General features: G+C 59.1%; 26 protein-coding genes. 13 read left to right on the plus strand and 13 right to left on the minus strand.

From position 1 onward, the window contains the following. Positions 1-260 precede the first annotated feature (260 nt). The 5 genes from colR (at position 261) to TU86_RS03045 (ending at position 4,033) form a co-directional block, all read left to right on the plus strand. On the plus strand, positions 261-944 hold the full coding sequence (gene colR / locus TU86_RS03025; protein ID WP_048362807.1) for a two-component system response regulator ColR: 684 nt from the start codon (positions 261-263) through the stop codon (positions 942-944). Next, complete coding sequence (locus tag TU86_RS03030; protein ID WP_048362808.1) at positions 934-2,211, plus strand: sensor histidine kinase; 1,278 nt, start codon at positions 934-936, stop codon at positions 2,209-2,211. The genes colR and TU86_RS03030 overlap by 11 nt, the downstream gene beginning before the upstream one ends. 203 nt (positions 2,212-2,414) lie before the next feature. Beyond that, positions 2,415-3,095, plus strand: a complete 681-nt coding sequence (locus TU86_RS03035) for a class I SAM-dependent methyltransferase (protein ID WP_048362809.1) — start codon at positions 2,415-2,417, stop codon at positions 3,093-3,095. 3 nt (positions 3,096-3,098) lie between these two features. Further along, complete coding sequence (locus TU86_RS03040) at positions 3,099-3,812, plus strand: lipopolysaccharide kinase InaA family protein (protein ID WP_048362810.1); 714 nt, start codon at positions 3,099-3,101, stop codon at positions 3,810-3,812. Continuing rightward, a complete protein-coding gene (locus TU86_RS03045) occupies positions 3,812-4,033 on the plus strand; it encodes a hypothetical protein (protein ID WP_048362811.1) in 222 nt (73 codons plus the stop codon). Before TU86_RS03040 ends, TU86_RS03045 begins: the two co-directional genes overlap by 1 nt. Before the next feature lie 124 nt (positions 4,034-4,157). Here the strand turns inward: TU86_RS03045 and TU86_RS03050 are convergent, their stop codons facing one another. From TU86_RS03050 to TU86_RS03080, 7 genes are all read right to left on the minus strand, one after another. Further along, positions 4,158-5,255 carry a DUF1513 domain-containing protein gene (locus TU86_RS03050; RefSeq protein ID WP_048362812.1) on the minus strand — a complete coding sequence of 366 codons (1,098 nt, stop codon included), beginning with the start codon at positions 5,253-5,255 and terminating at the stop codon, positions 4,158-4,160. Positions 5,256-5,269: 14 nt separating this feature from the next. Beyond that, positions 5,270-6,334: an imelysin family protein gene (locus TU86_RS03055; protein WP_048362813.1), complete on the minus strand. Its 1,065-nt coding sequence runs from the start codon at positions 6,332-6,334 to the stop codon at positions 5,270-5,272. A 26-nt stretch (positions 6,335-6,360) separates the two neighbouring features. Further along, on the minus strand, positions 6,361-7,782 hold the full coding sequence (locus TU86_RS03060; protein WP_048362814.1) for a di-heme oxidoreductase family protein: 1,422 nt from the start codon (positions 7,780-7,782) through the stop codon (positions 6,361-6,363). 296 nt (positions 7,783-8,078) lie between these two features. Then, positions 8,079-9,425, minus strand: coding sequence for an imelysin family protein (locus TU86_RS03065; protein WP_048362815.1), 1,347 nt, complete (start codon positions 9,423-9,425; stop codon positions 8,079-8,081). A 162-nt stretch (positions 9,426-9,587) separates the two neighbouring features. After that, on the minus strand, positions 9,588-11,639 hold the full coding sequence (locus TU86_RS03070) for a putative bifunctional diguanylate cyclase/phosphodiesterase (RefSeq protein ID WP_048362816.1): 2,052 nt from the start codon (positions 11,637-11,639) through the stop codon (positions 9,588-9,590). Between the two features lie 264 nt (positions 11,640-11,903). Further along, positions 11,904-12,500 (minus strand): superoxide dismutase, encoded by a 597-nt coding sequence (locus TU86_RS03075; RefSeq protein WP_048362817.1) that lies wholly within the window; start codon positions 12,498-12,500, stop codon positions 11,904-11,906. Positions 12,501-12,712: 212 nt separating this feature from the next. After that, a complete protein-coding gene (locus TU86_RS03080) occupies positions 12,713-13,315 on the minus strand; it encodes a LysE/ArgO family amino acid transporter (RefSeq protein ID WP_048362818.1) in 603 nt (200 codons plus the stop codon). Positions 13,316-13,425: 110 nt separating this feature from the next. Between TU86_RS03080 and TU86_RS03085 the strand changes: the two genes are divergently transcribed. The 3 genes from TU86_RS03085 (at position 13,426) to TU86_RS03095 (ending at position 16,342) form a co-directional block, all read left to right on the plus strand. After that, positions 13,426-14,319: a LysR family transcriptional regulator ArgP gene (locus tag TU86_RS03085; protein ID WP_048362819.1), complete on the plus strand. Its 894-nt coding sequence runs from the start codon at positions 13,426-13,428 to the stop codon at positions 14,317-14,319. A gap of 52 nt (positions 14,320-14,371) precedes the next feature. Then, positions 14,372-15,370 (plus strand): NAD-dependent epimerase/dehydratase family protein, encoded by a 999-nt coding sequence (locus tag TU86_RS03090; RefSeq protein WP_048362820.1) that lies wholly within the window; start codon positions 14,372-14,374, stop codon positions 15,368-15,370. A 111-nt stretch (positions 15,371-15,481) separates the two neighbouring features. Beyond that, positions 15,482-16,342 (plus strand): coiled-coil domain-containing protein, encoded by an 861-nt coding sequence (locus TU86_RS03095; protein WP_048362821.1) that lies wholly within the window; start codon positions 15,482-15,484, stop codon positions 16,340-16,342. A gap of 130 nt (positions 16,343-16,472) precedes the next feature. On the opposite strand, the gene TU86_RS03100 is transcribed toward TU86_RS03095, so the two are convergent. The 3 genes from TU86_RS03100 to TU86_RS03105 form a co-directional block, all read right to left on the minus strand. Further along, positions 16,473-17,990: an MDR family MFS transporter gene (locus TU86_RS03100; RefSeq protein WP_048362822.1), complete on the minus strand. Its 1,518-nt coding sequence runs from the start codon at positions 17,988-17,990 to the stop codon at positions 16,473-16,475. Between the two features lie 135 nt (positions 17,991-18,125). Continuing rightward, positions 18,126-18,302: a hypothetical protein gene (locus TU86_RS22865; protein ID WP_157395877.1), complete on the minus strand. Its 177-nt coding sequence runs from the start codon at positions 18,300-18,302 to the stop codon at positions 18,126-18,128. Positions 18,303-18,420: 118 nt separating this feature from the next. Further along, positions 18,421-19,326: a LysR family transcriptional regulator gene (locus TU86_RS03105; protein WP_048362823.1), complete on the minus strand. Its 906-nt coding sequence runs from the start codon at positions 19,324-19,326 to the stop codon at positions 18,421-18,423. Positions 19,327-19,439: 113 nt separating this feature from the next. Here TU86_RS03105 and TU86_RS03110 point away from each other — a divergent pair, with 113 nt between their 5' ends. Both TU86_RS03110 and TU86_RS03115 read left to right on the plus strand, forming a co-directional pair. Next, on the plus strand, positions 19,440-20,324 hold the full coding sequence (locus TU86_RS03110) for an MBL fold metallo-hydrolase (protein ID WP_048362824.1): 885 nt from the start codon (positions 19,440-19,442) through the stop codon (positions 20,322-20,324). Between the two features lie 48 nt (positions 20,325-20,372). Next, positions 20,373-20,987, plus strand: coding sequence for an NAD(P)-dependent oxidoreductase (locus TU86_RS03115; RefSeq protein ID WP_048362825.1), 615 nt, complete (start codon positions 20,373-20,375; stop codon positions 20,985-20,987). 84 nt (positions 20,988-21,071) lie between these two features. Here TU86_RS03115 and TU86_RS03120 read toward each other — a convergent pair whose 3' ends face one another. Beyond that, a complete protein-coding gene (locus TU86_RS03120; RefSeq protein ID WP_048363035.1) occupies positions 21,072-21,962 on the minus strand; it encodes a LysR substrate-binding domain-containing protein in 891 nt (296 codons plus the stop codon). A 149-nt stretch (positions 21,963-22,111) separates the two neighbouring features. On the opposite strand from TU86_RS03120, the gene TU86_RS03125 reads away from it, so the two are divergent. Then, positions 22,112-23,749 carry a 5-guanidino-2-oxopentanoate decarboxylase gene (locus TU86_RS03125; protein ID WP_048362826.1) on the plus strand — a complete coding sequence of 546 codons (1,638 nt, stop codon included), beginning with the start codon at positions 22,112-22,114 and terminating at the stop codon, positions 23,747-23,749. Here the strand turns inward: TU86_RS03125 and TU86_RS03130 are convergent. Next, entirely contained in the window at positions 23,744-24,673 is a 930-nt protein-coding gene (locus TU86_RS03130) for an AraC family transcriptional regulator (RefSeq protein WP_048362827.1), read from the minus strand. The two genes, TU86_RS03125 and TU86_RS03130, sit on opposite strands and share 6 nt — an antisense overlap. 316 nt (positions 24,674-24,989) lie before the next feature. Between TU86_RS03130 and TU86_RS03135 the strand changes: the two genes are divergently transcribed. Next, positions 24,990-25,319, plus strand: a complete 330-nt coding sequence (locus tag TU86_RS03135) for a putative quinol monooxygenase (RefSeq protein WP_048362828.1) — start codon at positions 24,990-24,992, stop codon at positions 25,317-25,319. A 41-nt stretch (positions 25,320-25,360) separates the two neighbouring features. Next, entirely contained in the window at positions 25,361-25,594 is a 234-nt protein-coding gene (locus TU86_RS03140; RefSeq protein WP_048362829.1) for a hypothetical protein, read from the plus strand. Here TU86_RS03140 and TU86_RS03145 read toward each other — a convergent pair whose 3' ends face one another. After that, the gene (locus tag TU86_RS03145; protein ID WP_048362830.1) at positions 25,595-26,215 is read right to left on the minus strand and encodes a flavin reductase family protein; all 621 of its coding nucleotides are present in this window, start codon (positions 26,213-26,215) and stop codon (positions 25,595-25,597) included. It lies immediately after the preceding gene. Positions 26,216-26,377 lie beyond the last annotated feature (162 nt).

The following is a 26,377-nucleotide window of genomic DNA, read 5'->3' on the forward strand; positions in this document are numbered from 1 at the left end:
AGAGGGGCCGTTACTGCCCGTTCGTGCTGGTAAGCATTGCGGCCCTGGCCGCGCCAGCAGACCTGCGAAAGCGATCACGCGCGTGCGCAAGTCTGATGGCGCGGCTGTCGGTCGCTTGTGAACCGCAGGTGAAAAAAATGTCAGGCTCTGATGAGCGTCAACTAAATACGCAGAACGCCTTGTGGCACTGGCCCTGCGCCGATCTTCACTCTAAGCTGCGCGGGCCAAGACGGCCGTAACTGCGTACGGAGAAAGTGCCCATGCGAATTCTGTTGGTTGAAGACAACCGCGATATCCTCGCCAATCTGGCCGATTATCTAGGGCTTAAAGGCTATACCGTGGATTGCGCACAGGATGGTTTGTCGGGCCTGCACCTGGCGGCCACCGAGCATTACGACTTGATCGTGCTCGACATCATGCTGCCCGGCATTGACGGCTATACCTTGTGCAAGCGCTTGCGTGAAGACGCGCGCCGCGACACACCCGTGATCATGCTCACCGCCCGTGATCAGTTGGACGATCGCCTGCAAGGCTTCAAGTCCGGTGCCGATGATTACCTGCTCAAACCCTTTGCGCTGTCTGAATTGGCGGCGCGCATTGAAGCCGTATTGCGTCGTGCCCAGGGCGGCGGGCGGCGCGAGCTGCAAGTAGCAGACCTCAAATATGACCTGGACACCCTTGAAGTCACGCGCGATGGGCGCCTGCTCAAGCTCAACCCGGTAGGGCTAAAACTGCTGGCTGTGCTGATGCAAAAAAGCCCGCACGTGCTGCGCCGCGAAGTATTGGAAGAAGCCTTGTGGGGCGACGATTGCCCGGACAGCGACAGCCTGCGCAGCCACGTACACCAACTGCGCCAGGTGATCGACAAACCGTTCGATAAACCGCTGCTGCAAACCGTGCATGGCGTGGGCTATCGCCTCGCCGAGGCACGCGATGGAGTTTAAGCAAAGCCTTGCCCAGCGGATCATCATCGCGTTTGCGCTGATGAGTGCGCTGGTTGCGGGCACCTTCGCGATGGGGATTGTCGCCACCGTGCACCTGGTGGAAGAAAAACTGATCTCGGCCGGTTTGGGCGGAGACTTGCAGCGCTTGCTGTTGATGGACAACGTTGCCGACTGGAATCACCGCCCCGAGCCAGACCAGTTGTTCTACTTCAGTGGTGGGCGCGGCGACTTTGCCTTACCCAAGGATCTGCGCCATTTGCAGCCGGGTTTTCACGAGGTGTTTCGCGACCAGTTGTCGTATCACGCCATGGTTGAGGTGGTTGACGGGCGGCGTTATGTCTTGCTGCAAGACCAAAGCGATTTTGAAGAACGTGAGCGCGTGCTGTTTGCCGTGGTGCTAGTGGGCTTTGTGCTGGCGCTGGCGCTGGCGGTCTTCCTGGGCTGGGTGCTGGCCAGACGGGTGATGGCGCCGGTGGTAAGGCTGGCGCGCCAAGTGCGCCATCGCGATCAATTGCTCGGGCTGGCGCCGCCCTTGGCGCCCGATTACGCTGCCGATGAAGTGGGTGAGCTGGCCGTTGCCTTTGACGCCACGCTGGGGCGCCTGCGCGACACGCTGACCCGCGAACGGCTGTTTACCAGTGACGTGAGCCACGAGTTGCGCACGCCGTTGATGGTCCTGGCCAGTTCCTGCGAGCTGTTGCTCGAAAACCCGGCCCTGGATCAACGCAGTCGTTCGCAAGTGGAGCGTATTTCCCGCGCTTGCGAAGAGATGCGCGAGTTGGTGCAGACCTTTCTCATGCTGGCTCGTGCGCAACACGAAGACGCCAGTATGTCGCCCAAGGTCAACCTCACCACTGTGGCTGAAGGCTTGATCAGTCTGTGGCGTGGCCCGATTGAAGCCAAAGGCCTGGAGCTGATCTACCAGCCGGGTCAGCCGCTGGACACGCTCTATAACGCGACATTCCTGCACGCGGTGATGGGTAACTTGTTACGTAATGCGTTGCACTACACCGATACCGGCTTCATTCGCCTGACCCTCGAACCGACCGGTTTTGTGGTGGAGGACAGCGGTGTTGGTATCCCTGAAGAGAAACGCCAGGCCATGTTCCAGCCTTTTGTACGCGGCAGTGAAAAGCGCGGAGAGGGGCTGGGGCTGGGCTTGTCATTGGTTCAGCGCATCTGTGACAGCCAGGGCTGGCGTGTGTCATTGACCACGATGGAACCCAACGGTTGCCGTTTTCACGTCGAACTCGATCCCAAGGATTGATGCCCGCTTAACGACGGCCTGCACCTTGCTCGCCGTCGTCTCCTCTTAGCTTTTAGTCGTTAAATGGCCCCGCGCCAGCACTCCATGCCTGTAAAACCCTGCGATCTTTTCGGTGTTTAGCGGCACAAAATTTTCACTCGATGATGACCTGATGCTCACACCCGCCTGATTAAGGTAGGGCTACATGCTTCAGGAGAGCCGTCATGAGCCCCGTGATCACACTTAAGTTTTCTGAAAAGTACGACCAGCAACACGCAACTGACTATCTGTTAAAGCACCAGAACGGTTGGGCGCGACGCTTGTCCCATACCCGTGACGAGCAGTTGGCGCGCCGTGCCCTGGCGTTAGCGGGCGAACCTGGGGTGGTGCTGGATTTGCCGTGCGGCGCAGGTCGTTTTTGGCCGTTACTGGCCGCAAAACATAACCGTGAAATCATCGGGGCTGATAATTCAGCGTCTATGCTGGAAGTGGCTTGCGTCGCTCAGCCGTCCGAAGTGGTGAAACGGGTACGCCGTTTGCAGACATCTGCGTTTGATATAGACCTGCCAGATAACGCGGTCGACAGTATTTTTTGTATGCGCCTGCTCCACCATATCGGTGACGCAAGTCATCGGATGGCTCTATTGCGGGAGTTTCACCGTGTCAGCCGAGACAGCGTGATTGTTTCTCTGTGGGTCGACGGCAACTTCAAGGCGTGGAAGCGTAAGCGTCTGGAGCGTCAACGGGGCACTTCGCCTGTGCAGGAGGGTTACCAAAATCGGTTTGTGTTACCTGCTGTTACGGTTGAGGCGGAGTTTAGGAAGGCTGGTTTCACTGTTCAGGAGCATTTGGACTTTATTCCGCTGTATGCGATGTGGCGGGTTTACGTACTACGCAAGAGGTAACTCATGGCCGTTGATTGTGTACAGCAACCCCCGATGTCGACAGAAGACTGTTTTGAACATTACTGGCGCCAGGAGGGCGAGTGGGTCGAAGAACCCAACCAGCGTCGTGGCGGGGAGAGTGGGGTACAACGAATCCACGAAGCGGGTCGGTTGTTGTATGCCAAGCGGCAAGTGGGCCATATCTACCGCAGCTGGCGCTACCCGCTAGGGCGCCCGACTGTGTTGCGTGAGCGCGATGCGCTGCTGGCCCTGAGCGCCTTGTCCGTCAATGTGCCGGAACTGGTGTTTTGTGGGGCCAGGCAGGCACCGGACGGGCAATGGCGTGCGTTGTTGGTGACGGCGGCGCTGGACGGCTTTATCGAAATCGACAATTGGTACGCCGCCGGTGGGCGTGAGCGCTATGGCGAAGCCGTGCATGAGCGCGTGCTTGAGGCTGTGGCGCAAAACCTGGCGCGCATGCACCTGGGGCGTTGGCAGCACGGTTGCCTTTATATCAAACATGTCTTTGTACGGGTCACGGGCAGCGCGCAGAGTGCAACGGTAGACGTCGCCCTGCTTGACTTGGAGAAATGCAGGCAACGCCTGACACCCTACAAGGCGGCCTCACACGATCTGAAACAGCTGCGTCGCCATTCGTCGTGGAGCGACACCGACTGGCGCAAGTTGATCTACTTTTATGAGACGGTGTTTGGCAGCGCCATCAAAGGTTTACGATGATGAAGAGAGAAATAGCACGAGGTTTGTTCCTGCTGGGTGCGCTGGCGATTGCTTCGGTGGCAATGGCCGCCTGGGAGCAACCCCGTTTGCAAGTGTTGAGTTCAACCACCAGTGGCAGTCAATGCCCGCTGCCGCGCATCGCTAAAGTCGAAACCATAGCCAGGCCGGATCATGATTTATTGCTGTTCATGTTTGGTATGTCCCAAGGCCTGCGCCCCTGACAGGCTGTCTGTCGCCGTTGCCGAAGGCCCTGTGCGCAAGCGAAGACGTCGTTAACTCAGGGTGATGGTTTTGCCTGATTTAACGACGTCATCGGATGTCGTGATCGCTGCGCAGACAAGTGCCCTACATCACATGCAAATGGTTGTCCCAAAGCCCTGCGGGCAAATCCAGCGGTTTGGCGGTCAACGGTGTTTGTCGGCAGTCATAGAACCGGCAGCGCCCCTGGCCTGATGTCACCACGAAACCCTCTTTTACGGCGGCTACGCCTGCGCAATCGGGCAACGGCGCATCCAGTCGTACTGCGCCACTGTCCAGATCCCACACAAAAAACCGATTACCGCGAGGGGCCGTCAATGCCACCAGCCGCAAGTCGCTGTGCACCGCCACGCTGGCGGTGTAATGGCCCATTGCACGCAGTTGCTGTTCGGCCACCGGGAACGGCTTAAAGGGCTGGCCGGGGCGCTTGATTGCCAACAACTCGGACAGCGCTTGGGCGTCGCCCATAAATTGTTGGCACGCCACTATAGTGCCATCGTTGGCAATGCCTAAGTGACGCACGCTGTTCATCGGCTGGCTGAGGGTTTCTTTACTCAGCAGGGTGCCGTCACGCTGCATCAGCACCAGGCTGGGTTGCATGGCGTTGAGGTTCATCTCGACCCGGCTTTCAGCTTCGGTACGGATACCGCCGTTGGCCACCACCAGCGTTTCGCCGTCTGGCATCCACGACACTTGATGCGGGCCTACGCCGTGAGTCGGGATTTCGCCAGTGTGTATCAGACGCTCGCCTTCAAAGCGGTAAACCCCCAGCACGCCACGGCCCGGGTCGGTGGTGTCGTTTTCTGTGGTGTACAGCCACTCGCCATCTTTATGAATCACCGCGTGACCATAAAAGTGGCGATTGGGCAGGGATGTCAGGGTTTGCAGCAACTGCCCATCCTTGAGGTTGATCAGGTAGCTCTCGGTGCCGGGGCGCCGGGCAACGAACAACGCAATGGGCAGTGTGGGGTGGTTGATGATGTCGTGGCAGCGCTGGCCCACTGGGGTGTTGAATACCTGAGTGCCGTCGAGCGTGTAACCCACGGCAAAGTGATTGCCGTCCACGTCATCCCGGGCGCTCAACAACAGCGGGCTGTGGCCTTTGTTTTTGAACAGCGACCAGCCGCCCAGCGTAACGGCGCTCAGCAGTAAACCGCCGAGTTTCAGAGCTTGCCTGCGCATCATCGAACCTTCCTTCATTAATCGCCGTCGTTGGCGTTAAAGCCCAGTTGAATGCCCAGCGCCTTGGCCAGTTCACCTTCGTGCAAGCGGTGAACCACGTTCAGGCTGTCGTAAATCGCATTCAGCCTGGCGCGGCCGGCGTCATCGGCCAGCAATTCATTCAGCGACTGCTGGTTATCATTGAACAATTTGAGCGAGGCGGCATACGCGGCGTCAATTTTGTCGGCCAACGGTTTCTGGTCGGCGGGCAACAGACCACGCAAACCTTTGTTGTCAACGCCAGCCCATACGGTCTGAGCGGCGGCCAAGCTGGCGGCCAGGCTCTTGAGCGACGACTCGCTGCGCCATGCATCGGCCTGGAAAGGCTGTGCAATGCCCTTGCTCTGGCGGCCCATCGGGGTGCCGAGTTTCTTTTTCAGGGTGTCCAGTGCGGTGACCTGAACACGCAGCAGGTCAGCAATGGCTTCGTGAGAGTCGGCATAGCGCTGGTTAGGGAACTTGCTCATCTGCGCCAGCATGCCGTCGGTGCTGTTCCAGCTCCCCAGAATTTCTTCGGCCAGTTGTTTCTGACGCTCGCCAATGGCCGTGAGCAGTGGGCAATAACGGGCTTTTTGTGTGTCATCGGCAAGGTCAATCTTGCTGTCGAACAAGATGTACTCGTAAGCCGACAGACCCTGCACCACAACACTGGACTTGGCCAGGGCAGCAGCATCGATCTGCGGCTGAGCGATGACCAGTTGTTCAACCTGACGCCCGACCAGGTTCTTTTTGTCCGGCCAGAACTGCACTTGCCACGAACGGTTGCCCTCAGCCAGCGGACCGATCAGCAGCGGTTGCAGCTCGGCCCAGGCTTTCTGCGCATGCAGGAAGTCGGCACGGGCGGTTTCCAGGGTTTCTTTGCCTTCGCAATACGCCAGGGCGCTGACAGCCAATTGGCGATCGGCATCGGCCCAGCGGCTGTAAGTTGGCAGGATCACTTGCTTGGCAATCGCGGCCGAGGTCACGGCCTGCGGGTCTTGCGGTGCACACGCGCCCAAGGCAAGGGCGGCAAGGCTGGTGAACAACAACTTGGGTCGAAACATGTCGGGGTCCCCGATCTTATAAGCGTTTAAAGAGAATTCAGGAACGCCAGCAACGCAGCGCGCTGCTCGGCATTGAACTGTAAAACCTGCTGCCTGGCCGGTTCGGCCTCGCCACCATGCCACAGCACGGCTTCGAGCAGGTTGCGTGCACGTCCATCGTGCAAAAACTGGGTATGGCCGCTCACGTTCTGGGTCAAACCAATCCCCCATAAGGGCGCAGTGCGCCATTGTCGACCACTGGCGGTGAACTCGGTGCGGCCATCGGCCAGCCCTTCGCCCATATCGTGCAATAACAGGTCGCTGTAGGGATGAATGACCTGATTGGCCAGCTCCGGTTCAGCCGCCGTGGCTGAGGTGGTGAAGGTCGGGGTGTGACACGCAACGCAGCCAGCTTTGTAGAACAGGTTTTTACCGGCCAGCACTTCTGGTGCGCCGACATCCCGACGCGCGGGCACCGCGAGGTTGCGGGTATAGAACTCGACCAGACGCAGAATGTTGTCGCTGACCTCAGGCTCACCTTGCGGGCCATTGCCGTTGGGCGCTTCAAGGCAGGCAGTTTGAGCCTGGGTGCAATCATTAAACGGTCTCAGGGACGTGGTAAGCCCCATATCACCAGAAAAGGCGTGAACATTTTGTTGATTGAGATTGGGTTGGCCCGCTTTCCAGCCAAATCGGCCCAAGACAGTTTTTTGTTGTGCGTCGTCCCACACCCAATTAGGGCGCCCGGTAACGCCATCAGCGCTCTTGTCCTTGGCGTTGGCCAAAATGTCTTGGTCCGGGATCGCTTCAAGCAGCCCCAAGCCAATCATAGGCGGCGCAATACGGGCGGAAAAACGCGCGTCAGGGTGCATCGGGCCGTAGCCTAATTGAGTGATGTGCAGCACAGGTTTGCGCAGTTCGACTTCGGTGCCGTCCTTGAAACGCACGGGCACAGGCGTGTAATCGACCCGCACCTTGCCCTCAGGTGGCACGCCGGGCACTGACATGTCCTGTAATTGGCCGCCGTAGACCGGTTCGGGGACGATGCCGATTTGTTCGATTAGCGTGGCAAATGCCGGGTCATTGGGAATCGATAGGCGTACTAGCATCGAGACGGCGTTCTTGGCGTTGGGGGCGGGTGGATGACCCCGGCCGTCCTTGATGTGGCAGTTTTGGCAGGCGTTGGTATTGAACAGGGGCCCCAGCCCGTCGCGCGCCGTGGTAGTGGACGGGGCGATCACCCACGGGCTGCGGAAAAAACTGTTGCCGACACTGAAATCCAGACGCCGTGTGGGCGCCAGGTTGGCAGAGGGCATCGAAAACGCATTTTGATCGGTTTTACGCACCGTCGTGGCCCCACCGGAGCGGGCTTCGCCAGGCTCGGGTTTGGTAAAACGCGGGGCGTCATCACAACCGCCAAGGCCAAGGGCCAGGAGCAGCAGAGACAGGCGAAGAGGCAACGAAGGCATCAAGCGTCCAGTTCAGCGAGCAAAATCGAGGGCGCAAAGTTTATCAGGGAAGGTGAATTGAAATAAGAGGAATTAGCGTTTGGTTTGATCTGCGGCAGTCAACGACCGTAAACCCTTCATCGGATGGCATGATCTGCCGGGTTGAATAATCGCGTGCCGGGGTGGCGCATCGCGACCCATCGCAGCCTCGCGTTACTCGTCAGTGACTACGGGCCATGCATCGGTGAGGCATCTACAAACCTAAAAAAAAGGCGGCCCGCAGGCCGCCTCATGTTCAGTCACTCAAACGCTATTGATCAAAAATCGTGATCGGCGTTGTCCGGGTTCAGGTCGCTGATGCCCAGCTTGCCAGCGGCTTGTTCAATGGCACCGGTCTGCTTGACCAGCGCGCCGATGGCGTCACGAACCACTTGGTTGCCGGACTCGTTGCCCGCGGCGATCAATTGGTCGTAGTGCTCGCCCTTGGCTGCACGATCCACCATAACCTGGATCTTGGCTTCGGTATCGGCCAGGTCAGACTTCAAGGTGGCGTCAGCAGCCGGGTCAACTACGGCTACCAGCGAAGACAGGCTAGGGCCGGTCATCTTGGTGCCATCGGCGCGTACGTATTCACCCAGGTACACGTTACGAATACCTTTGGCGTCGTAGAAGTGCGAGTTGTGGGTGTTATCGCTGAAGCAGTCTTGTTCGTCTTCAGGGGAGTTGGCTTCCAGCGACACTTTCATGCGCTCGCCTGCCAGTTCGCCCAACGACAGGCTGCCCATGCCGAACAGCATTTTGCGCAGACCGTTTTGGACAGGCTCTGCTTCCAGCGATGCGCGGTAGTTGTCGGCCACCTCAGGTGCCCAGTTCGCCACCATTTCGTTCAGGTCATTGACCAGCAATTGGGTCACGGCTTTCAGGTAGGCACGACGACGGTCGTTGTGGCCGCCCGTAGCGCCTTCACCTTCAAGGTAGTCCGACGCAGGGCGGTTGCCTGCACCCGGACCGGTGCCGTTGAGGTCCTGGCCCCACAGCAGGAATTCGATGGCGTGATAGCCAGTGGCTACGTTAGCTTCCGAGCCGCCCAGCTCGTTGAGGCTGGCAAGGACTTCAGGGGTGATTTGGGTGACGTCGACTTTGTCTTCGCCGACCTGGATTTGGGTGTTGGCAATGATGTTGGCGGTGGCACCCGGGTTGCCCAGAGCGTGCGCGTAGCTGGCGTCAACGTAGTCGATCAGGCCCTCATCCAGTGGCCAGGCGTTAACCTGACCTTCCCAATCGTCAATGATGGTGTTGCCAAAGCGGAACACTTCGCTTTGCAGGTAAGGCACGCGGGACTCAACCCAGGCCGCTTTGGCCGCTTTCAACGTGTCATCGTTAGGGTTGGCCAAAAAGGCGTCGATTGCGGTTTGCAGTTTTTTAGCGGTGGATTCGGCGTCGCTGTAGACGGCGTGCACCATGTCGGCGTAATGCGCGACAACAGCCTTGGCGGCAGCTTCGTCGATTTTCACTGCGCTGATGTCAGCTGCGGGAGTCGCTTGAGTCGTCGCTGCGGCAGGCGCTGGGGTCGCTGCATTTTTTTCTTGGTCTTTGTCGCCACAACCGGCGAGTGAAATAGCAATGGCCAGCAGACTGGCGGAGGCCAGGGGCATACGAATCATGGCGAAAATCCTGCTTCGAGAGGTGGGACACGCGTGCGACTGCACGCAATACTGGCGACATGATGCGAAAGATATGCATTTTCTGTAAAGGGTTAGCGTTGTAAATATTTCCTATTCACGTCACCTCTACGCCGGATGCTTCACCGCACTCGAAACATGCATTTACATAATGACGGCATTGTTGCGCTGCGCCTGCTTCAGAAAAATGCTCAATTCCCGTGCAATCAGGGGCTTGCTGTACAAGTAACCCTGGCCTTCATGGCAGCCTTCATTGATCACGTACATCTCTTGCGACAGGGTTTCGACGCCCTCGGCAATCACTTGCATGCCCAAACTTTTACCGAGCTGGATGATGGCCCGCACGATGGTGGCATCGTCGTCATCGTCAATCAGGTCCTGCACAAAGCTTTTATCGATCTTGATTTTGTCCAGCGGCAGGCTCTTGAGGTAGCTGAGCGACGAATAGCCTGTGCCAAAGTCATCAATGGCGATCAATGCCCCCGAGCGGCGCAGGCTCAGCAGGTGCTGGGCGGCGGTGCTGATGTCTTCCATCAGGCCGGTTTCAGTGACTTCCAGTTCCAGACTGCGCGCGGGTAAACGGTAAATTTGCAGCAGATTGTTGACCATGCGCGGCAGGTCGGCGTGGTGCAGCTGCACGGTCGACAGGTTGACCGCCATGCGCAGCTCAGTGAAGCCCTGATCGTGCCACTCGCGCAATTGATGACAGGCTTGATCCAGTACCCACTCGCCAATGGCGATGATGCTGCCGTTTTGTTCGGCCAGGGGGATGAACAAGTCAGGCGGCACCATGCCGTGTTCGGGGTGCTGCCAGCGTAACAGCGCCTCGACGCCGACTACGCGGTGATCGCTGTAGCGAATCTGCGGTTGATAGACCAGGTACAGCTGATTGCACAGCAAGGCGTCACGCAGGTCTTTTTCCAACTCTCGCCTGCGGCGTATCTCGCTGTCGACGCTGGCGATGTAGAACTGGTAACGGCTGCGCGAGCGGCTCTTGGCCAAGGTCATGGTCTGCTCGGCCTTTTGCAGCAATTTTTCGCTGGTGTCGCCATCTTCGGGGAACAGCGTGATACCGATGGTGGCCCGCAGTCGAATCGTCTGTTCTGCCAGCGAAAACGGGGTTTCGAGGTCGTCGAGAATACTTTGCGCCAACTCGGCCACCTGATAAGGCTGGTCGATATCGGCCTGCACCAGGGCAAATTGGTCACCGCCCAGGCGGGCGAGGGCGCCCAGTCGGCCGCTGTGAGAGCGCAGACGGTCAGCAACGGCCATCAGCAGTTGGTCGCCGGTCTGGTAGCCATATTGCTCGTTGATACTTTTGAAATCGTCCAGGCCCACGCACAACACGCCCACCCTGCGTTGCAAGCGCCCGGCATCGAATAAAATCTTGGCCAGTTGCGTTTGCAGTTGCTGGCGATTGGGCAGGCCGGTCAGAAAGTCGTACTGGGCCATGCGCAGCAGGGTGTTTTCGGCTTCGTGGCGCAGGTGCGTATTGCGTTCTATTGAGGTCAGTAACTGGTTGGCGGTGTTGATCCAGATCCCCAGTTCGTTTTTTTCGTGGCCCTTGAGCAACGGCAACAGGTGTTCGCTGGGACGGTCGGGGTTGATCGTGCTCAGGTGCTCAATCATGCGCGACAACGGTTTGGTCAGCAGCCAGTGATAGATCAGGTACAGCACCAGCCCCATCAGCAGGGCGCGCAGTACACCGGAGATGAAAATAATCCCGGAATTGACCAGAAACCCGTCGCCATAGGTCGCGGTGTCCAGGGTGATGGTCAAATCGCCGTAGTACTCGCTGTAAGGGCCGCGACCGACCAGAGGGGTGACGAAGGTGAGTTCCTTGCCCAGAAACACATCTGTCAGCCAGCGGCTGGAGGCTTCTCGCAGCGGTCGGGACTTTTGCGCCAGGGTGGTTTCTTTAGGGTGCCCGATAGAGGCCTGGCGTACGGCTTCGTCCTGAAACAGCCCCTCGATCACTTGCATGGCCATTTCGCGGTCCAGGCTATAAACGGCCTGGGTCGAAGGGTCGCGAAACATGTCGAGAATGCGTTCGGCGTCATTGTTGATCGACTGCCGGGTTTTGTAGGCGTCGAACACAATTTGCGCGCAGCTGAGCACCACCCCGACGACCAGCGCTGACAGCAGCACGATCCGGAGCAACTTGACTGACAAGCTGTTTTTAAGTTCCAGCTTCAAAGAGCGCTTCCTTGTTTCCGGCCGATGATATCAAGTAGCCATGACTGTGGGTAATCCCTCGCAGACACTCTTCGCTTTCAAAACGTTGATGCGGCCATGCTGTGCACACTGTGTCGGTCTTGTGCCTGCTGAACTTGAGCCGGTGCCGAAGAATATTTCAGTGGTTTGATTCTAGCTGGCGTTAGTGCACCGGCCAGTGGGGCACGGACTTTTCAGCAGGCAAAAAAAACCCGGCAATGCCGGGTTTTTTATCTGGCGCATCGCTTAAGCGGTGAAGGTTTTGCCTTCGAACTGCTCGGCCACGAACTTCCAGTTAACGAGGTTCCAGAACGCTTCTACATACTTCGGACGTACGTTGCGGTAGTCGATGTAGTAAGCGTGTTCCCACACGTCGCAGGTCAGCAGCGGGGTGTCGCCGCTGGTCAGCGGGTTACCGGCGCCGATGGTGCTGGCCAGTGCCAGGGAACCGTCAGCCTTTTTCACCAGCCAGCCCCAGCCGGAACCGAAGGTGCCGATGGAGGTTTTGCTGAATTCTTCTTTGAACGTGTCGAACGAGCCGAACGAGGCGTTGATCGCTTCAGCCAGTGCGCCAGTCGGTTGGCCGCCGCCGTTTGGCGTCATGCAGTTCCAGTAGAACGTGTGGTTCCACACTTGGGCTGCGTTGTTGAAGATACCGCCCGAAGAGGTTTTAACGATCTCTTCCAGGGTTTTGCCTTCAAACTCGGTGCCTGGCACCAGGTTGTTCAGGTTCACGACGTAGGTGTTGTGGTGCTTGTCGTGGTGAAACTCCAGGGTTTCTTTGGAGATGTGCGGCTGCAGGGCATCGTGTGCGTACGGCAGCGGCGGCAATTCGAAAGCCATGTTGATTCTCCTAATCAGGTCAGTTGCGATGAGCGCAAGGCCGATCACGGGCGGCCAAACACGCGCCGATGAGTTTTTACTCTTCGCGGCGCAGGGTCAGGATCATAGCACCGGGGTGACGCCTTAACCACGCAACAACTGTGTGGAATAGAGGTTCCAGCGCGATTGATAGAAAAACTCGATGGGTTCGGGCGCGTCTTTTTTGTCCTCGATCACCCGGCAACAATCAACTGCACGGCCACGGTGTACATCATCACGGCCACCAGCAAATCGAGCAGGCGCCAGGTGCCGGGACGGGCCAGCCACGGTGCCAGCCATGCCGCGCCGAGGGCCAGGGTGAAGAACCACAACAGTGAAGCGCTGGCTGCACCGATGACATAAGCGCCGGGTACACTTTGCTGCGCCCCCAGCGAGCCGATCAGCAAAACGGTGTCGAGGTACACATGGGGGTTGAGCAGGGTGACGGCCAATGCACTGAGCATCACCGCCTTGAGCGAGCGGGCGGTTTGCCCCGCCGATTGTTCAAGGCTGGAATTAGAAAAGGCGCGGCGCAGCGCCTGGGTGCCGTACCACAACAAAAACACAGCGCCACCCCAGCGCGCCACGCTGAGCAGGATGGGGTTTTGCGCCAAAATCGTCGCTAGCCCGAACACCCCGGCAGCCACGAGCAAGGCGTCGCATACCACACAAAATGCCGCCACTGGCAGGTGGTGTTCTCGGCGCAGGCTTTGCGCCAGCACGAAAGCATTTTGGGTGCCAATGGCCATAATCAGGCCGAACGCGACCAACAGGCCGTTGAGGTAGCTTTGCCACATAAGAATTACTCGTCTAACTACAGCGCGGGGAGCGGTGTGCTGCTGGCTATTCTCCGGTCGTTAGAGGTATAAGAAAAACCAATATTGCTGATCGCTCATTAGGAAAACTGATGTTCGACTATAAATTACTCTCCGCGCTGGCGGCGGTGGTGGAACAAGCGGGTTTCGAACGTGCGGCGCAGGTGTTGGGGCTGTCACAATCGGCCATTTCCCAACGCATCAAATTGCTCGAAGCGCGCATCGGTCAGCCTGTGTTGATACGTGCGACACCGCCCAGCCCCACCGAGATCGGGCGCCGTTTGCTCAACCATGTGCAGCAAGTGCGTTTACTAGAACGTGATCTGCAAAGCGCTGTGCCTGCGCTGGACGACGAAGGTTTGCCGGAGCGTCTGCGCATTGCCTTGAACGCCGACAGCCTGGCCACGTGGTGGGCGCAGGCGGTGGGAGATTTTTGCGCCGAACAGCACCTGTTGTTGGACTTGGTGGTCGAGGACCAGACCGTAGGCCTCAAACGCATGCGTGCCGGTGAAGTGGCGGCGTGTTTGTGTGCCAATGAACGCCCGGTGGCGGGTGCGCGCAGTGTGTTGCTGGGTGCCATGCGGTATCGGGCGTTGGCCAGCCCTGCGTTTATTGCGCGGCATTTCCCGCAGGGGGTGAGCGCAGCGTTACTGCCAAAAACCCCCGCGCTGGTCTTTGGCCCGGACGATTTCTTACAACACCGTTATCTGGCTTCGTTGGGGGTGGACGGTGGTTTCGAGCATCATCTGTGCCCGTCTTCCGAAGGCTTTATTCGCTTGACCGAGGCTGGGCTGGGCTGGGGGTTAGTCCCCGAGCTGCAAGTGCGCGAACAACTTGAAAGCGCAACACTGGTGGAGCTTTTGCCAGATAAACCGATTGACGTGCCACTGTACTGGCATCATTGGCGCAACGGCGGACAACTGCTGGGGCAACTGACCGAACATTTATCGCGTTCGGCGCCGCGCTGGTTAGTGCCTTTGGCCTGATATCCAGCGTTTAAACAGCAGGCAGCACGCATTAGAGCATTTGGAGCGATTGATGAAGATTCTGGTCACCGGCGCAAGCGGCTTCATTGGCGGACGCTTTGCGCGTTTTGCCCTGGAGCAGGGCTTTGACGTACGGGTCAGTGGGCGGCGTGCCGACGGTGTTGAACACCTGGTGCGGCGTGGCGCTGAGTTTATTCCGGGTGATTTGACCGATGGCTTGCTGGTGCGCGACCTGTGCGTCGACATCGACGCCGTGGTGCATTGTGCGGGCGCCGTCAGTGCGTGGGGCCGTGCGCAGGACTTGCAGCGCGACAACGTGCTGGTTACCGAAAACGTGGTCGAAGCCTGCTTGAAACAGCGCGTACGGCGCCTGGTGCACTTGTCTTCGGCCTCGCTGTATTTCGACGGCCGCTCACATGTGGGCCTGAGCGAAGAACAGGTGCCAAGACGTTTGAGCCACACCTATGCCGCCACCAAAAACCTGGCCGAGCAAAAAGTCTTCGGCGCCCAAGAGTTCGGCCTTGAAGTGATCGCCTTGCGCCCGCGCATGGTGACGGGGGCGGGGGACATGAGCCTGTTTCCGCGTTTGCTTCAAATGCAGCGCAAAGGCCGTTTGGCGATCATCGGCAACGGGCTTAACAAAGTCGACTTCACCAGTGTGCAAAATCTTAACGAAGCCCTGCTCAGCAGCGTGCTGGCCACAGGTTCGGCATTGGGCAAGGCGTACAACATCAGTAATGGCACGCCGATCCCGTTCTGGGACGTGGTCAATTATGTGATGCGCCAAATGAATGTAGCGCCGGTTACGCGTTACCGTGGCTACGGCTCAGCGTACAGCTTGAGTGCGCTCAGTGAAGTTGCCTGTAAACTGTGGCCCGGTCAGCCCGAGCCGAAACGCTCGCGCTTGCGCACGCAGGAAATGAGCAAAGACTTCACGCTCGATATCAGTCGCGCCCGGCATTGCCTGGACTACGACCCAAAAGTCAGCGTGTGGGCGGCGCTTGATGAGTTCTGTGGCTGGTGGAAAGCCCAGGAATCGCCCTACCGTTAAACACCCGTACTGCCGATGAACCCGATGAAGGTTCAAGGACGATCAAGGCGCGAGTCAGCGGTTTATACTCGCGCCATTCAGCTTTCACTCAGGTTTTGAATAAGGTTTGCCATGCGTAACGATGCCCGCGACGACTTCGATGATGTCCCGACCCTGCGAGCCACGGTCGATGACCACGATGAACTGGCCACCCCAACCGGTGCCCGAGAACGCACCACGGTGTATTCGCGCAACACCCCTGTGAACAAGGTCAAGGCGCCCACCACTGGCCCACTGTGGGCACTGCTCGGCGCGGTCTTGCTGGCGTTTGCCGGGTTGGCGTGGTGGAGTTTTCAGCAGTTGTCGATGATGGAGCAGCAACTGGTGGCCACCCAGGAAAGCTTTGCACGCATCAGCGAAGAAGCGGCGGGGCGCTTGCAAGCCATCTCCGGCAAAGTGGTGGCCAGTGAATCCACCCTCAACAGCGGCAGCGAAGCGCTGAAGTTGCAGATCAAGCAGCTTGAAGAAAAACTCCTTGAGCAGAGCAAGCAACAGCAAGGCGCTGTGGTGGGCCAGCAAGGTGAGCTGGACAAACGCTTTGAGCAAATCAATGCGGCGATTGTGGCGCAAGTGACCGCTCAGCAAGCGGACAGCACACAACGGGCCACTGAGGTGAAGGCATTAGGCACCGAACTGGCCACACTCAAAGCCACCGTCGCGGAGCAGGGCAAGCTGGACGCCCAGCTCAAAAGTTTAAGTGCCGATGTGGCTGCGTTGAAAAAACAGGGCAACCCGGCTGCGGCCATTCAGCGCCTGGAGCAAGATTTGATCGTGCTCAAGAGCGAACTGGAAACCCGTCCGGCAGCGCCAGCGGCCCCGGCGCAAGGTGCCAACACCGCCGAGTTTGACCTGTTCCGTGGGCAAGTCACACGTAACATCAACACCTTGCAAAGCCAGATCCAAAACCTGCAAAAACAGATCAGCGCCAAGTAAGCACGCGTAGCCGCAGCTTTCGTAGAATCGATACTCGCGCAGTGTCAGGCTGGTCGAGTTGTCAGGTTCTACGCTTGCTGAGCAACCGGACGTCGCCTTTGGCAACGGCTACGTCATGGGTTGCGAGCGATTACCGGGCCTTGTCTTCACGCCCGCGCAGCACTTGATTGGGCATGGCAATTGCCGCACACAAACCCAGCACTGAAATGGCTGCGCTGACGCTCAGTAAATGGCGGAAGGTCACCTGTAACTCGGCCCGCAAGTTGTCCAGCGCGGGGCCTTGAACCGCGTTGAGTCCGTCCAGCAGCACGTTGCCCGAACTGCCTTCGCCCAGCAGCGGCTGGCCCATGATCGGGGTGATCAACGAATCGTGCAGTAACGCCAACAGCAGTGCCGACATCAACGCCACGCCCATCGCGCCGCCCAGCGAACGAAACAGGTTGGTGGTGCTGGTCGCCACGCCGATATCGCGTTGCGCCACGCTGTTTTGTGCCCCCACCAGTGAGGTCGGAAATTGCATGCCCGAGGCGATCCCGCTGAGCAGCATGAATACACCGCTCAGCAGTTCGGCACTCGGCGGGCTGAGGGCCATGCCGAGAATCGCCAAGGGCATTAACACTGCGCCGCCCAAAATTATCGGCTTGTAATGCCCGGTCACGGACGTCCTGCGCCCGGCAAAGTACGCGCCGATGGGCAAGCCGATGGCCAGCGGCAGCAAGTGCAAGGCCGCGCTGTCGGCACCGGCGCCGGTGATGCTCTGGTATCGCAGCGGCATCAGTACGATCAACGAGATGGCCTGAAAACTGGTGAAGAACACGGTGCACCAGCACAGCACCGCACTGCGATTGGCAAACAGGTGCATGGGCAGCAGCGGTTCTGGCGCCCGTCGTTCATGCCACACAAACAGCAGCAGTGCGATCAGCGAGGCGCTCAGTAACATCAGCACCTGCTCACTGCGCCAGCTCTGGCCTTGGCCAATCAGCGTGATGCCCAGCAGCAAGGAACTCAGGCCGATAATCATCAGCACCGTACCCAGGTAATCAATGATCGGTTTGCGCTGTGGCACCGGCAGCCCGACCAGGGTGCGGTGGGCGATCCACCACGACACCAGCCCCAAGGGCAAGTTGATCAAAAACACCCAGCGCCACGACAGGTATTCGGTCATGTAACCGCCCAATACTGGCCCGGCGACGCTGGCCAGCGCGTACATGCTGCTGAAATACCCCTGGTAGCGACCGCGTTCGCGCGGGGGCACGATGTCCCCGATGATGGCCTGGCTGACCGAGATCATCCCGCCCGCACCAATGCCTTGAATGATCCGAGCCAGTACCAACTGCTCCATGTTTTGCGCCAACCCGCAAAACAGCGAGGCCACGGTAAACAGGCCCATGCCAAACAACATCAGGCGCCGCCGGCCATACAGGTCGCCAAGTTTGCCGTAGATCGGCACGGCCACCGTCATGGCCACCATGTAGCCTGAAATCACCCAGGCCAGTTGGCTGACATCTTTGAACTGGGCGGAGATAGCGGGCATCGAGACCGCCACGATGGTCTGGTCCAGCGCACCGAGGAAAATGGCCAGCATCAGGGCGACCAGGATGCTGCGAATGGCGGGTTTGGCTTGGGCGGGTTGGTTCAGACTGCTCATCAATACACCTGTGGGCGCAAAGGCACAGGCGCGGCCGCCTGTGGCGTAATGGCGCCCAGTGTACTGGATAGCTGGCTAACGGATGTGCGCAAAATCGGTGCAGGCGTTATTCCAGCAACGGGTGCACCGACCTTGTTATCGCAGTGCGCTAAATGCGGCATTCAACGAGTTGCAGTGCTCGCCCTGGCAACTGGCGGTAAAGCGTGGGGACAAGCGTGTTTGCTCAGCGCGGTAGCAGGCGCTGGCGAACAGTACGGCGGCAGCCAATACAACAAACGCGGTCATGCATCTGGCTTTTGTTTTCGTGGTCATGGCAGTCATCTCCTGATACCTAGACGTCACACTTTTAAAGCTAGTACAGACCATCGGACTTGCCACGCCCGTTGTACGACTGCCTTTGTAAGCCTTCATCCCTCAAATGGACTACCTGTTACAAACCTGTGTCCCACGCAGGCTCTGCTGTGAAACGCTCTGCCAGAAAGTCGAGCATGCTGCGCAGCGCGGCCGGCATGTGTTTGCGCGAGGCGTACACGGCATAAATGTTCATCACCCTGGGTTCGGCCTCGGGCAGCAAGCGCACCAGATCGCCGCGATGCACATGCACGCCGGCCTGATAGCTGGGCAGCAATGAAATGCCTGCGCCCGCGAGGGTCGCGCTGAGCAACGTACTGGCCTCGTTGGCGCTGATATTGCCTTGTACGGGCACCGACACGTCTTCGCCCTGGCAGGTGAAATGCCACAGGCTTTTGCCGAAATAGGAATGGGTCAGGCAGTTGTGCAGGCTCAGGTCATCTACCTGCCGTGGCGTTGCGTGCTCACGCAAGTACGCGGGTGCCGCGCACAGCACCGAACGGCACACGGTCAATTTGCGGGCAATCAAACTGGGGTCCAGCTCATTACTGGTGCGGATTGCCAGGTCGATGCGCTCGTCCACCAGATTCACGGTGCGGTCGAGCATTTGCAGATCAATGGTGACGCCGGGGTTGAGGCGTACATAGTCGGTCACTGCCGCGGCCAGTTGTGATTGCCCGAACGAAGTGCTGACGCTGATGCGCAACAGGCCGCGAGGCGCATCCCCGGCGGTGCTGACAGCGGCCTGCAGGTCTTCGGACAGTTCCAGTAATTGGCGGCAGCGGGGCAGGGTTTCATTGCCTGCGGCCGTCAGGCTCAGTTTGCGCGTGGTGCGGTGCAGCAACCGCGCGCCCACCCATTCTTCCAGCTCAGCCAAATAGCGCGACACCACCGGGCGCGACAGGTCCAGGTGATCGGCCGCCGCTGACTGGCTGCCGAGGTCGACGACGGTGACGAACACCCGCATTGCAATGAGACGGTCCATGATTTGCCCGATTTGTGAAACAAACTATGTCGCAGCATCGCATTTTTTATGCCTGACCGCGCGGCTAAGCTTTGTTCATCGCCGACCTTGGCCTCTTGACTACGGACACCCTCATGACAGCACTGACAACCCTGCGTCGTTTCTTCCTCAGCGCCGTTGCGCTGGGTTTTGCGGCCCATGCCGCAGCGGCGCCAGCGCCCTTGACCCTGGACGTTTACAACCCTGGCGCGGCGGCCATTTTTCCGGTGTCTTCAGTGCTGGTCAGCGGTGACAAAGACGCCATTTTGATCGATGCCCAATTCGGCAAGGCTCAAGCCCAGCATGTCGTGGATAAAATCCGCGCCAGTGGCAAACACCTGACCACCATCTACATCAGCCACGGCGACCCGGACTACTACTTCGGTCTTGAAACCCTGACCCAGGCATTCCCGGACGCAAAAGTACTGGCCTCAGCCCCCACGGTGGAACACATCAACCACACCAAAGACGCCAAGTTAGCGTTTTGGGGCCCGCAAATGGGGGTTGATGTACCGGCCAAGCTGATCGTGCCTCAAGTGCTCAAAGGCAATAGCCTGCAACTGGAAGGTCGCGAACTGGACGTCATCGGCCTCAATGGCAAGCAGCCGGACCGCAGTTTTGTATGGATTCCATCGCTCAAGGCCGTGGTCGGTGGTGTGGTGGTGGCCGACAACATCCATGTGTGGATGGCCGACACCCAAACCCCTCAATCCCACAAACAGTGGCTGGCCACTCTCAAACGTATCGACAGCTTGCAGCCCCTGACGGTGGTGCCTGGTCATTACATGGGTGATAACGACCGCTCAGTAAACGCCGTGCATTTCACGCGTGATTACATCAAGGCGTTTGATGAAGAAACCCTGAAAGCCAAAAACGCGGGCGAGCTGATTGCGGCAATGAAAAAACGCTACCCGGACCTGGCCGAAGAGTCTTCGCTGGAACTGAGTGCCAAAGTGGCCAAAGGCGAAATGAAGTGGTGATTCAAGCGCTCAGTGAAATTTGATCTGTCCATTCAACAGGAGAACGTCATGAGCAACATTGCAATCATAGGTGCCACCGGGCGTGCGGGTAGCCAACTGCTGGAAGAGGCGCTGCGTCGTGGCCATCGCGTGGTCGCCATTGCGCGCCACGCCTCCAAAATAGGCGAACGTGCGGGGGTAGTGACCAAAGAGGTAGACGTTAACGATGCTCAGGCTTTGCAAACGGCTGTTGCCGGCAGCGATGTAGTATTAAGCGCGGCGCATTTTTCGACGTTGCCGGCTGCGGCCATCATCGAACCGGTGAAAAAAGCGGGTGTTAAACGTTTGCTGTTTGTGGGCGGGGCCGGTTCTCTGTTGCTACCGGATGGCAGCCAAGTCATCCAGAGCCCCGATTTTCCTGAAGCGTACAAGCCGGAGGCCACGGCAGGCGGCATTTATCTGGACAACTTGCGTGCCGAGAAGGACCTGGACTGGACGTTCCTCTCGCCGTCAGCCGAGTTTGTAGAGGGGGAGCGCACGGGCACTTTCCGTTTGGGGCAAGACCACCTGTTGGTCAGCGCTGAAGGCAAAAGCTGGATCACCTTTGCCGACTTCGCCATTGCGATGCTCGACGAAGTTGAGCAGCCCAAGCACACGCGTCAGCGTTTCACGGTCGGTTATTGAGCCCCGACGGTCATCCACGTTTTGTAGTCGCTGACGAGTCACACGAGGCTGCGATCGAGCGCGAAGCGGTCAATGGTTTACGCGTCAGCTGCTACGGGTCTCTGCGGCTTTTTCCACCAGCCAGTGCATCAGTTCATGCAAGGGCGCGGACGGTTCGCTGCGGGGCGGGCACACCAGGTAATACGCCGCGCCGGTTTTTACCTTCAAATCAAACGGTATGGCCAATCGGCCTGCCTTTACATCGTCCCCCACCAACGACCAGTCGCCAATCGCGACACCATTCCCTTGCGCCGCCACGGTCATGGCCAGGTCCAGCGTGTCGAAATACTGCCCTTTACGCGTTGTAGGAACATCCGCGCCCGCCGCACTCAACCACAGCGCCCAATCGCGTTGGTCACGGCTGGGGTGCAGTAAGGTGTGTTGCTCCAGGTCACGCAGGCTGTTGAGCGATGCGCTGCCCTCTAACAACTGGGGGGCGCAAACCGGGGTGAGCTGTTCGTCGAACAAGTGTTGGCCTTGGCGCTTTGGCCCCGGTAAAGGGCTGTAGACCACCGCAGCATCAAACGCCTCATGCCGAAAATCTACCCCATGTTGCACGCTGCTGGTGAGTTCGACGGGTACGTCGGGGCGCAGGGCTTGCCAGTCCTGCAACTTGGGCATCAGCCAGCGCAACAGGCAGCTCGGGGCTTTGAGTTGCAGCGGTGTGCGACGAATGCTGGCGTGTTCGATGGCTTCGTCGATCAGGTTAAAGGCTTGCTCAATACGCGGCAGTAATGCCTGGCCCTGTTCGGTGAGGCTCAAACCTCGCGCCTGACGGTGGAACAGCGCAAACCCTAATTGATCTTCAAGCCCGGCGATTTGTCGGCTGACGGCGCCCTGGGTGATGTGCAAGTGCTCACCCGCCCGGGTGAAGTTGCAGTGGTGAGCCGTGATCAAAAATGTGTGCAAGGCGGGAAGAGGCGGTAAGCGTTTCATAGGGGCTGAGCCATGCGTGCAGGACATGGCCAGTATGAGCAGGTTTACGTTGTGCGCGCTACCTGCGCTCGCTTCAATGGTTGCCATCGGGACCCCATCGTCCAGACTGCGATGTCCAGTCCCAGGCACAACAAGAGAGGGCGTAATTGATGGCAACCTGCGGCGAAGTGTTGGTCAAGTTATTGGAAGCCTACGGCGTTGAGCACGCTTTCGGTATTCCCGGCGTGCACACCATTGAGCTGTACCGGGGGTTGGCAGGTTCCAGCATCCGGCACATCACCCCGCGTCATGAGCAGGGCGCAGGCTTTATGGCCGACGGCTATGCGCGCAGCAGCGGCAAACCGGGCGTGTGTTTCATCATCACCGGGCCGGGCATGACCAATATCGCCACGGCGATGGGCCAAGCCTACGCAGACTCGATCCCCCTGTTGGTGATCTCCAGCGTGCAGTCGCGCAGCCAGTTGGGCGGGGGGCGCGGAAAACTGCATGAGTTGCCCAATCAAGGTGCGCTGGTGGCGGGCGTGGCCGCGTTTTCCCACACCTTGATGTCGGCGGCCGAGTTGCCCGGCGTGCTGGCGCGAGCATTTGCGCTGTTTCAGGCCGCACGGCCAAGGCCGGTGCATATCGAAATCCCGCTGGATGTGCTGGTTGAAAATGCAGACGCGCTGCCCCACAGCCCGCCGATGACCCTCGCGCGCCCCGGCCCTTCAGTCGCGGCTATTGAGCAGATGAGCGAGCGCCTGATGCACGCCAGACGTCCGCTGATTTTGGCCGGAGGCGGCGCCATTGACGCGGCCCCGGCGCTCACGTTACTGGCTGAGCGCTTAGGCGCCCCCGTTGCTTTGACCATCAACGCCAAAGGCATGCTGCCCGCCGCGCACCCGTTATTGATCGGCTCGGTGCAATCGCTGGCGGCCACCCGGGCATTGGTGGCTGAGGCCGATGTGGTATTGGCCATCGGCACGGAGCTGGCGGAAACCGACTACGACGTATTTTTTGGCGGAGGGTTTGAGATCCCCGGCGCTTTGCTGCGCATCGACATTGATAGCGACCAGACGGTGCGCAATTATCTGCCGACGCTGGCGCTGGTGGCCGATGCGCGGTTGGCCGCCGAGGCGTTACTGGCTGCGCTCAGTCAACGTTCGCTGGCCCCACGCGAGACCGCTTGGGGGGCTGCTCGCGCGCAACGCTTGCGTCTTGAAGTGGATGCTCAATGGGACGCGCCGACCCGCGCGCAAACGCACTTCATACACAGCGTATTCGACGTCTTGCCAGACGCGGTCTGCGTGGGCGATTCCACCCAACCCGTCTATACCGGCAATTTCACCTTCAACCCTGCGCAGCCACGGCGCTGGTTCAACTCGGCCACCGGCTACGGCACGCTGGGTTATGCGTTGCCTGCCGCTGTTGGCGCATGGTTGGGGCGGCGTGCCGCAGGCAAGGCGGGTGGCCCGGTGGTGTGTCTGATCGGTGATGGCGGTTTGCAATTCACCTTGCCGGAGCTGGCCAGCGCGGTGGAAGCGCGCACGCCCATCATCGTGCTGCTGTGGAATAACCAAGGGTATGGCGAAATCAAAAAATACATGCTCAACCGCGGTATCGAGCCAGTTGGTGTCGACATCTACACTCCCGACCTGGTGGGTGTCGCCAGAGCATTGGGCTGCGCGGCTGAATCTGTGGCGGATGAAGCGCAATTACGCACGGCGCTGGCCACGGCGGCAGGCCGACAGGGGCCTAGCGTGATCGAGATTGATGAACACCAGTGGCAGCAATCGTTGGGCTTATAAACGCATGCGCAGGCGCGCCAGATCCCTGACCGGTGGCGCGCCGAATTGGCGGCGGTACTCGCGGCTGAATTGCGACGGGCTTTCATACCCCACGCGATAGCCTGCCGCTGACGCGTCCAGCCCTTCGCAGAGCATCAAGCGGCGTGCTTCATTGAGGCGCAGTTGTTTCTGGTATTGCAGCGGGCTCATGGCCGTCATTGCCTTGAAGCGGTGATGCAGCGTCGACACGCTGAGATTGGCTTCACGGGCCAGGCTATCAATACGCAGCGGTTGCTCAAAATGACCGTTGAGCCATGACACGGCCCGGCTCACACGGTGGGTTTGGCTGTTTTCGGTAGCAATTTCATACAGCCGGTAGCCCAGTGGGCTGCGCAGCAAGCGGTAAAGGATTTCGCGGCGAATCAACGGCGCGAGCATGGCGATGTCACGCGGGGTGTCCAGAAGCCGGGTGAGGCGCAAAAGGGCGTCAAGCATGACTTGATCGATTGGCTCGACGTACAGGCCGCGTCCAGCCGTGCGCGACGGCATCCCTATGGGCCCGGCATCGCTGATCAGCGTTTTGATTTCCATCGGGTCGATGTCCAGGCGCAGGGCCAGGACCGGACGTTCGGGTGATATCTCCACCACCCGGCCACTGATGGGCATCGACACGCTGACCACCAGATAATTAAGCGGATCGTAGGCGAAATACTCATCGCCCAGCCGCACTTCTTTGCGGCCCTGGGCGAGGATGCACAAGGCCGGTTGCGGCAAGCTGGGCGAAAAGTCGCTGGAGTAGCTGTAGCGCGACATGAACAGCGCGCCGACGGCGCTTTCGACGGTGCCGTCCTCGCGCGTATGGCGGTAGATCAGGTCAGCCAACTCCACGCGCTTTTCTTCGAGGGCTGCGTCGAGTGTGGCCTGGGGCGGTTCCAGCAGTGACATCGGCACGTCCTGATTCAGCGGTGATGGGACCCTAGCTTAAGTTTGTGCAAGGCAGGGGGGTAGCCAATTTCTGCCGCACACTTGCCTGATCCTGTCAGGCCACACCGCAAGTGATGTGCAGACGGCGTTTCAGGGCAGGGAGATTGCTTGAAAGGGCGGCTGAGAGTGAGGTGAGTGCATGGGCGATGATTTTTTCGCGAGTGTACTGTTTGGCACGATTGTGCAATCGAGGGGCAGGAATCGACTAACGGTCAGGTGACGGTGGCCCCCAAGCTTTGAACCTCCCCTCACGCCACTCTCTTTTGTGGAGGCCACCATGCCCCAGTCCCCTGTTGTCAGTCACACGACCTGGGTACGCGCCCGCATTGGCTGTGCGGCGCAAGTCCAGACATGCCTGAACCAACTGATTGAACCTACGCTGCAAACGCCAGGTTGCCTGCATTTTGCCTTGCAACATTCCCACAGCGACCCGTTGCTGTGGCACGTCGCAGGGTATTGGCTAGATGAATCCTCGATGCAGGCGTACTTCCACTCACCGGTGATGCAGGTTTACAGCGACCTGGTGCATGAACAGGTTGTCGATCACCTGGATTTTCAGACCTTCAGCGATGTGGCCTGCGCAGGTTTGCGCCAGCGCACCGGTTAAGCGGGTAGAATGCCGCTTTTTCACAGGCCGGAATTTGAAACATGGCACGTAAGGAATTTGCACAGTTTGAAGCCGTCTCGGCAGTGGTGCCGGTGGAACCTGGGGTTTACCACGCAGCGATAGCCGTTAAAGCCTTGTACGAAGGTGGTGCACCGCGCTTTCACACGATCTTGCCGGGCCAGACCTTCAGCACCGCGACGGCAGCCGATGCCGCCGCCGAGCAGCAACTTCACGCCCTTCAAGGCGTGAGCGAAGACGCTGAACTGGTCTGGTAGTTATTGAGGGCGGTGCATTTTGAACAGTGCTTCAGGGCCAAGCTGGAAGTAATCTGCCGGGCCGCCGCCGCGCAAGATCGGTTCGGCGGCGGCCGTGTCGTAAATCCCGTCTTTGAGCAGATGTTTGGCGATGTGCACCGCCACCACTTCACCCAGAATCAGCCAACTGGGCACTAATGCCTTGTCCGCACGTTGCAGCTGAATAATCTGCGTCACCTTGCATTCGAATGACACCGGCGTTTCAGCCACCCGCGGCACACTCACCACCCGCGACGCGACAGTCGTCAGCCCTGCCAGCTCAAACTCATTTACATCCGGCCCGACCCTGGCGCAGCTCTGGTTCATGGCCTCTGCCAGTGGGCGCGTGGCCAGGTTCCAGACGAACTCGCCGGTTTGCTCAATGTTGTTGAGGCTGTCTTTGCGCCCCACGCTGCAAAAACCAATGATCGGCGGGATGTAGTTGAACGCGTTGAAAAAACTGTAAGGCGCAAGGTTCAGTCGGCCTTGGGCATCCTGTGACGAAATCCAGCCTATCGGGCGCGGCCCGACAATGGCGTTGAACGGGTCGTGGGGCAGACCGTGGCCCAGGGATGGTTCGTAGAAATGGATATCGTCAGGCATCAGAAGTGTCCGTAAACAGCTGAATTAGAAGGCCCTATAGTGCAAGGCAATGGGGCGAAAGACAAAGTGTGTCTCAACAGGGTGTGAGTGATTGGCCTTGATTTGAATCAGCTCGCAGCCCTCGGCAGCGACGACAGGTTTTGCGTCCCCCAAAAATGACTA

The sequence above is a fragment of the Pseudomonas weihenstephanensis genome, assembly GCF_001043055.1.
Taxonomy (GTDB): Bacteria; Pseudomonadota; Gammaproteobacteria; order Pseudomonadales; family Pseudomonadaceae; genus Aquipseudomonas; species Aquipseudomonas weihenstephanensis.

Coding starts and splice junctions, on each gene's coding strand:
- colR (WP_048362807.1), top strand. CDS start 261: ATGCGAATTCTGTTGGTTGAAGACAACCGCGATATCCTCGCCAATCTG.
- TU86_RS03030 (WP_048362808.1), top strand. CDS start 934: ATGGAGTTTAAGCAAAGCCTTGCCCAGCGGATCATCATCGCGTTTGCG.
- TU86_RS03035 (WP_048362809.1), top strand. CDS start 2,415: ATGAGCCCCGTGATCACACTTAAGTTTTCTGAAAAGTACGACCAGCAA.
- TU86_RS03040 (WP_048362810.1), top strand. CDS start 3,099: ATGGCCGTTGATTGTGTACAGCAACCCCCGATGTCGACAGAAGACTGT.
- TU86_RS03045 (WP_048362811.1), top strand. CDS start 3,812: ATGAAGAGAGAAATAGCACGAGGTTTGTTCCTGCTGGGTGCGCTGGCG.
- TU86_RS03050 (WP_048362812.1), bottom strand. CDS start 5,255: ATGATGCGCAGGCAAGCTCTGAAACTCGGCGGTTTACTGCTGAGCGCC.
- TU86_RS03055 (WP_048362813.1), bottom strand. CDS start 6,334: ATGTTTCGACCCAAGTTGTTGTTCACCAGCCTTGCCGCCCTTGCCTTG.
- TU86_RS03060 (WP_048362814.1), bottom strand. CDS start 7,782: ATGCCTTCGTTGCCTCTTCGCCTGTCTCTGCTGCTCCTGGCCCTTGGC.
- TU86_RS03065 (WP_048362815.1), bottom strand. CDS start 9,425: ATGATTCGTATGCCCCTGGCCTCCGCCAGTCTGCTGGCCATTGCTATT.
- TU86_RS03075 (WP_048362817.1), bottom strand. CDS start 12,500: ATGGCTTTCGAATTGCCGCCGCTGCCGTACGCACACGATGCCCTGCAG.
- TU86_RS03080 (WP_048362818.1), bottom strand. CDS start 13,315: ATGTGGCAAAGCTACCTCAACGGCCTGTTGGTCGCGTTCGGCCTGATT.
- TU86_RS03085 (WP_048362819.1), top strand. CDS start 13,426: ATGTTCGACTATAAATTACTCTCCGCGCTGGCGGCGGTGGTGGAACAA.
- TU86_RS03090 (WP_048362820.1), top strand. CDS start 14,372: ATGAAGATTCTGGTCACCGGCGCAAGCGGCTTCATTGGCGGACGCTTT.
- TU86_RS03095 (WP_048362821.1), top strand. CDS start 15,482: ATGCGTAACGATGCCCGCGACGACTTCGATGATGTCCCGACCCTGCGA.
- TU86_RS03100 (WP_048362822.1), bottom strand. CDS start 17,990: ATGAGCAGTCTGAACCAACCCGCCCAAGCCAAACCCGCCATTCGCAGC.
- TU86_RS22865 (WP_157395877.1), bottom strand. CDS start 18,302: ATGACCACGAAAACAAAAGCCAGATGCATGACCGCGTTTGTTGTATTG.
- TU86_RS03105 (WP_048362823.1), bottom strand. CDS start 19,326: ATGGACCGTCTCATTGCAATGCGGGTGTTCGTCACCGTCGTCGACCTC.
- TU86_RS03110 (WP_048362824.1), top strand. CDS start 19,440: ATGACAGCACTGACAACCCTGCGTCGTTTCTTCCTCAGCGCCGTTGCG.
- TU86_RS03115 (WP_048362825.1), top strand. CDS start 20,373: ATGAGCAACATTGCAATCATAGGTGCCACCGGGCGTGCGGGTAGCCAA.
- TU86_RS03120 (WP_048363035.1), bottom strand. CDS start 21,962: ATGAAACGCTTACCGCCTCTTCCCGCCTTGCACACATTTTTGATCACG.
- TU86_RS03125 (WP_048362826.1), top strand. CDS start 22,112: ATGGCAACCTGCGGCGAAGTGTTGGTCAAGTTATTGGAAGCCTACGGC.
- TU86_RS03130 (WP_048362827.1), bottom strand. CDS start 24,673: ATGTCACTGCTGGAACCGCCCCAGGCCACACTCGACGCAGCCCTCGAA.
- TU86_RS03135 (WP_048362828.1), top strand. CDS start 24,990: ATGCCCCAGTCCCCTGTTGTCAGTCACACGACCTGGGTACGCGCCCGC.
- TU86_RS03140 (WP_048362829.1), top strand. CDS start 25,361: ATGGCACGTAAGGAATTTGCACAGTTTGAAGCCGTCTCGGCAGTGGTG.
- TU86_RS03145 (WP_048362830.1), bottom strand. CDS start 26,215: ATGCCTGACGATATCCATTTCTACGAACCATCCCTGGGCCACGGTCTG.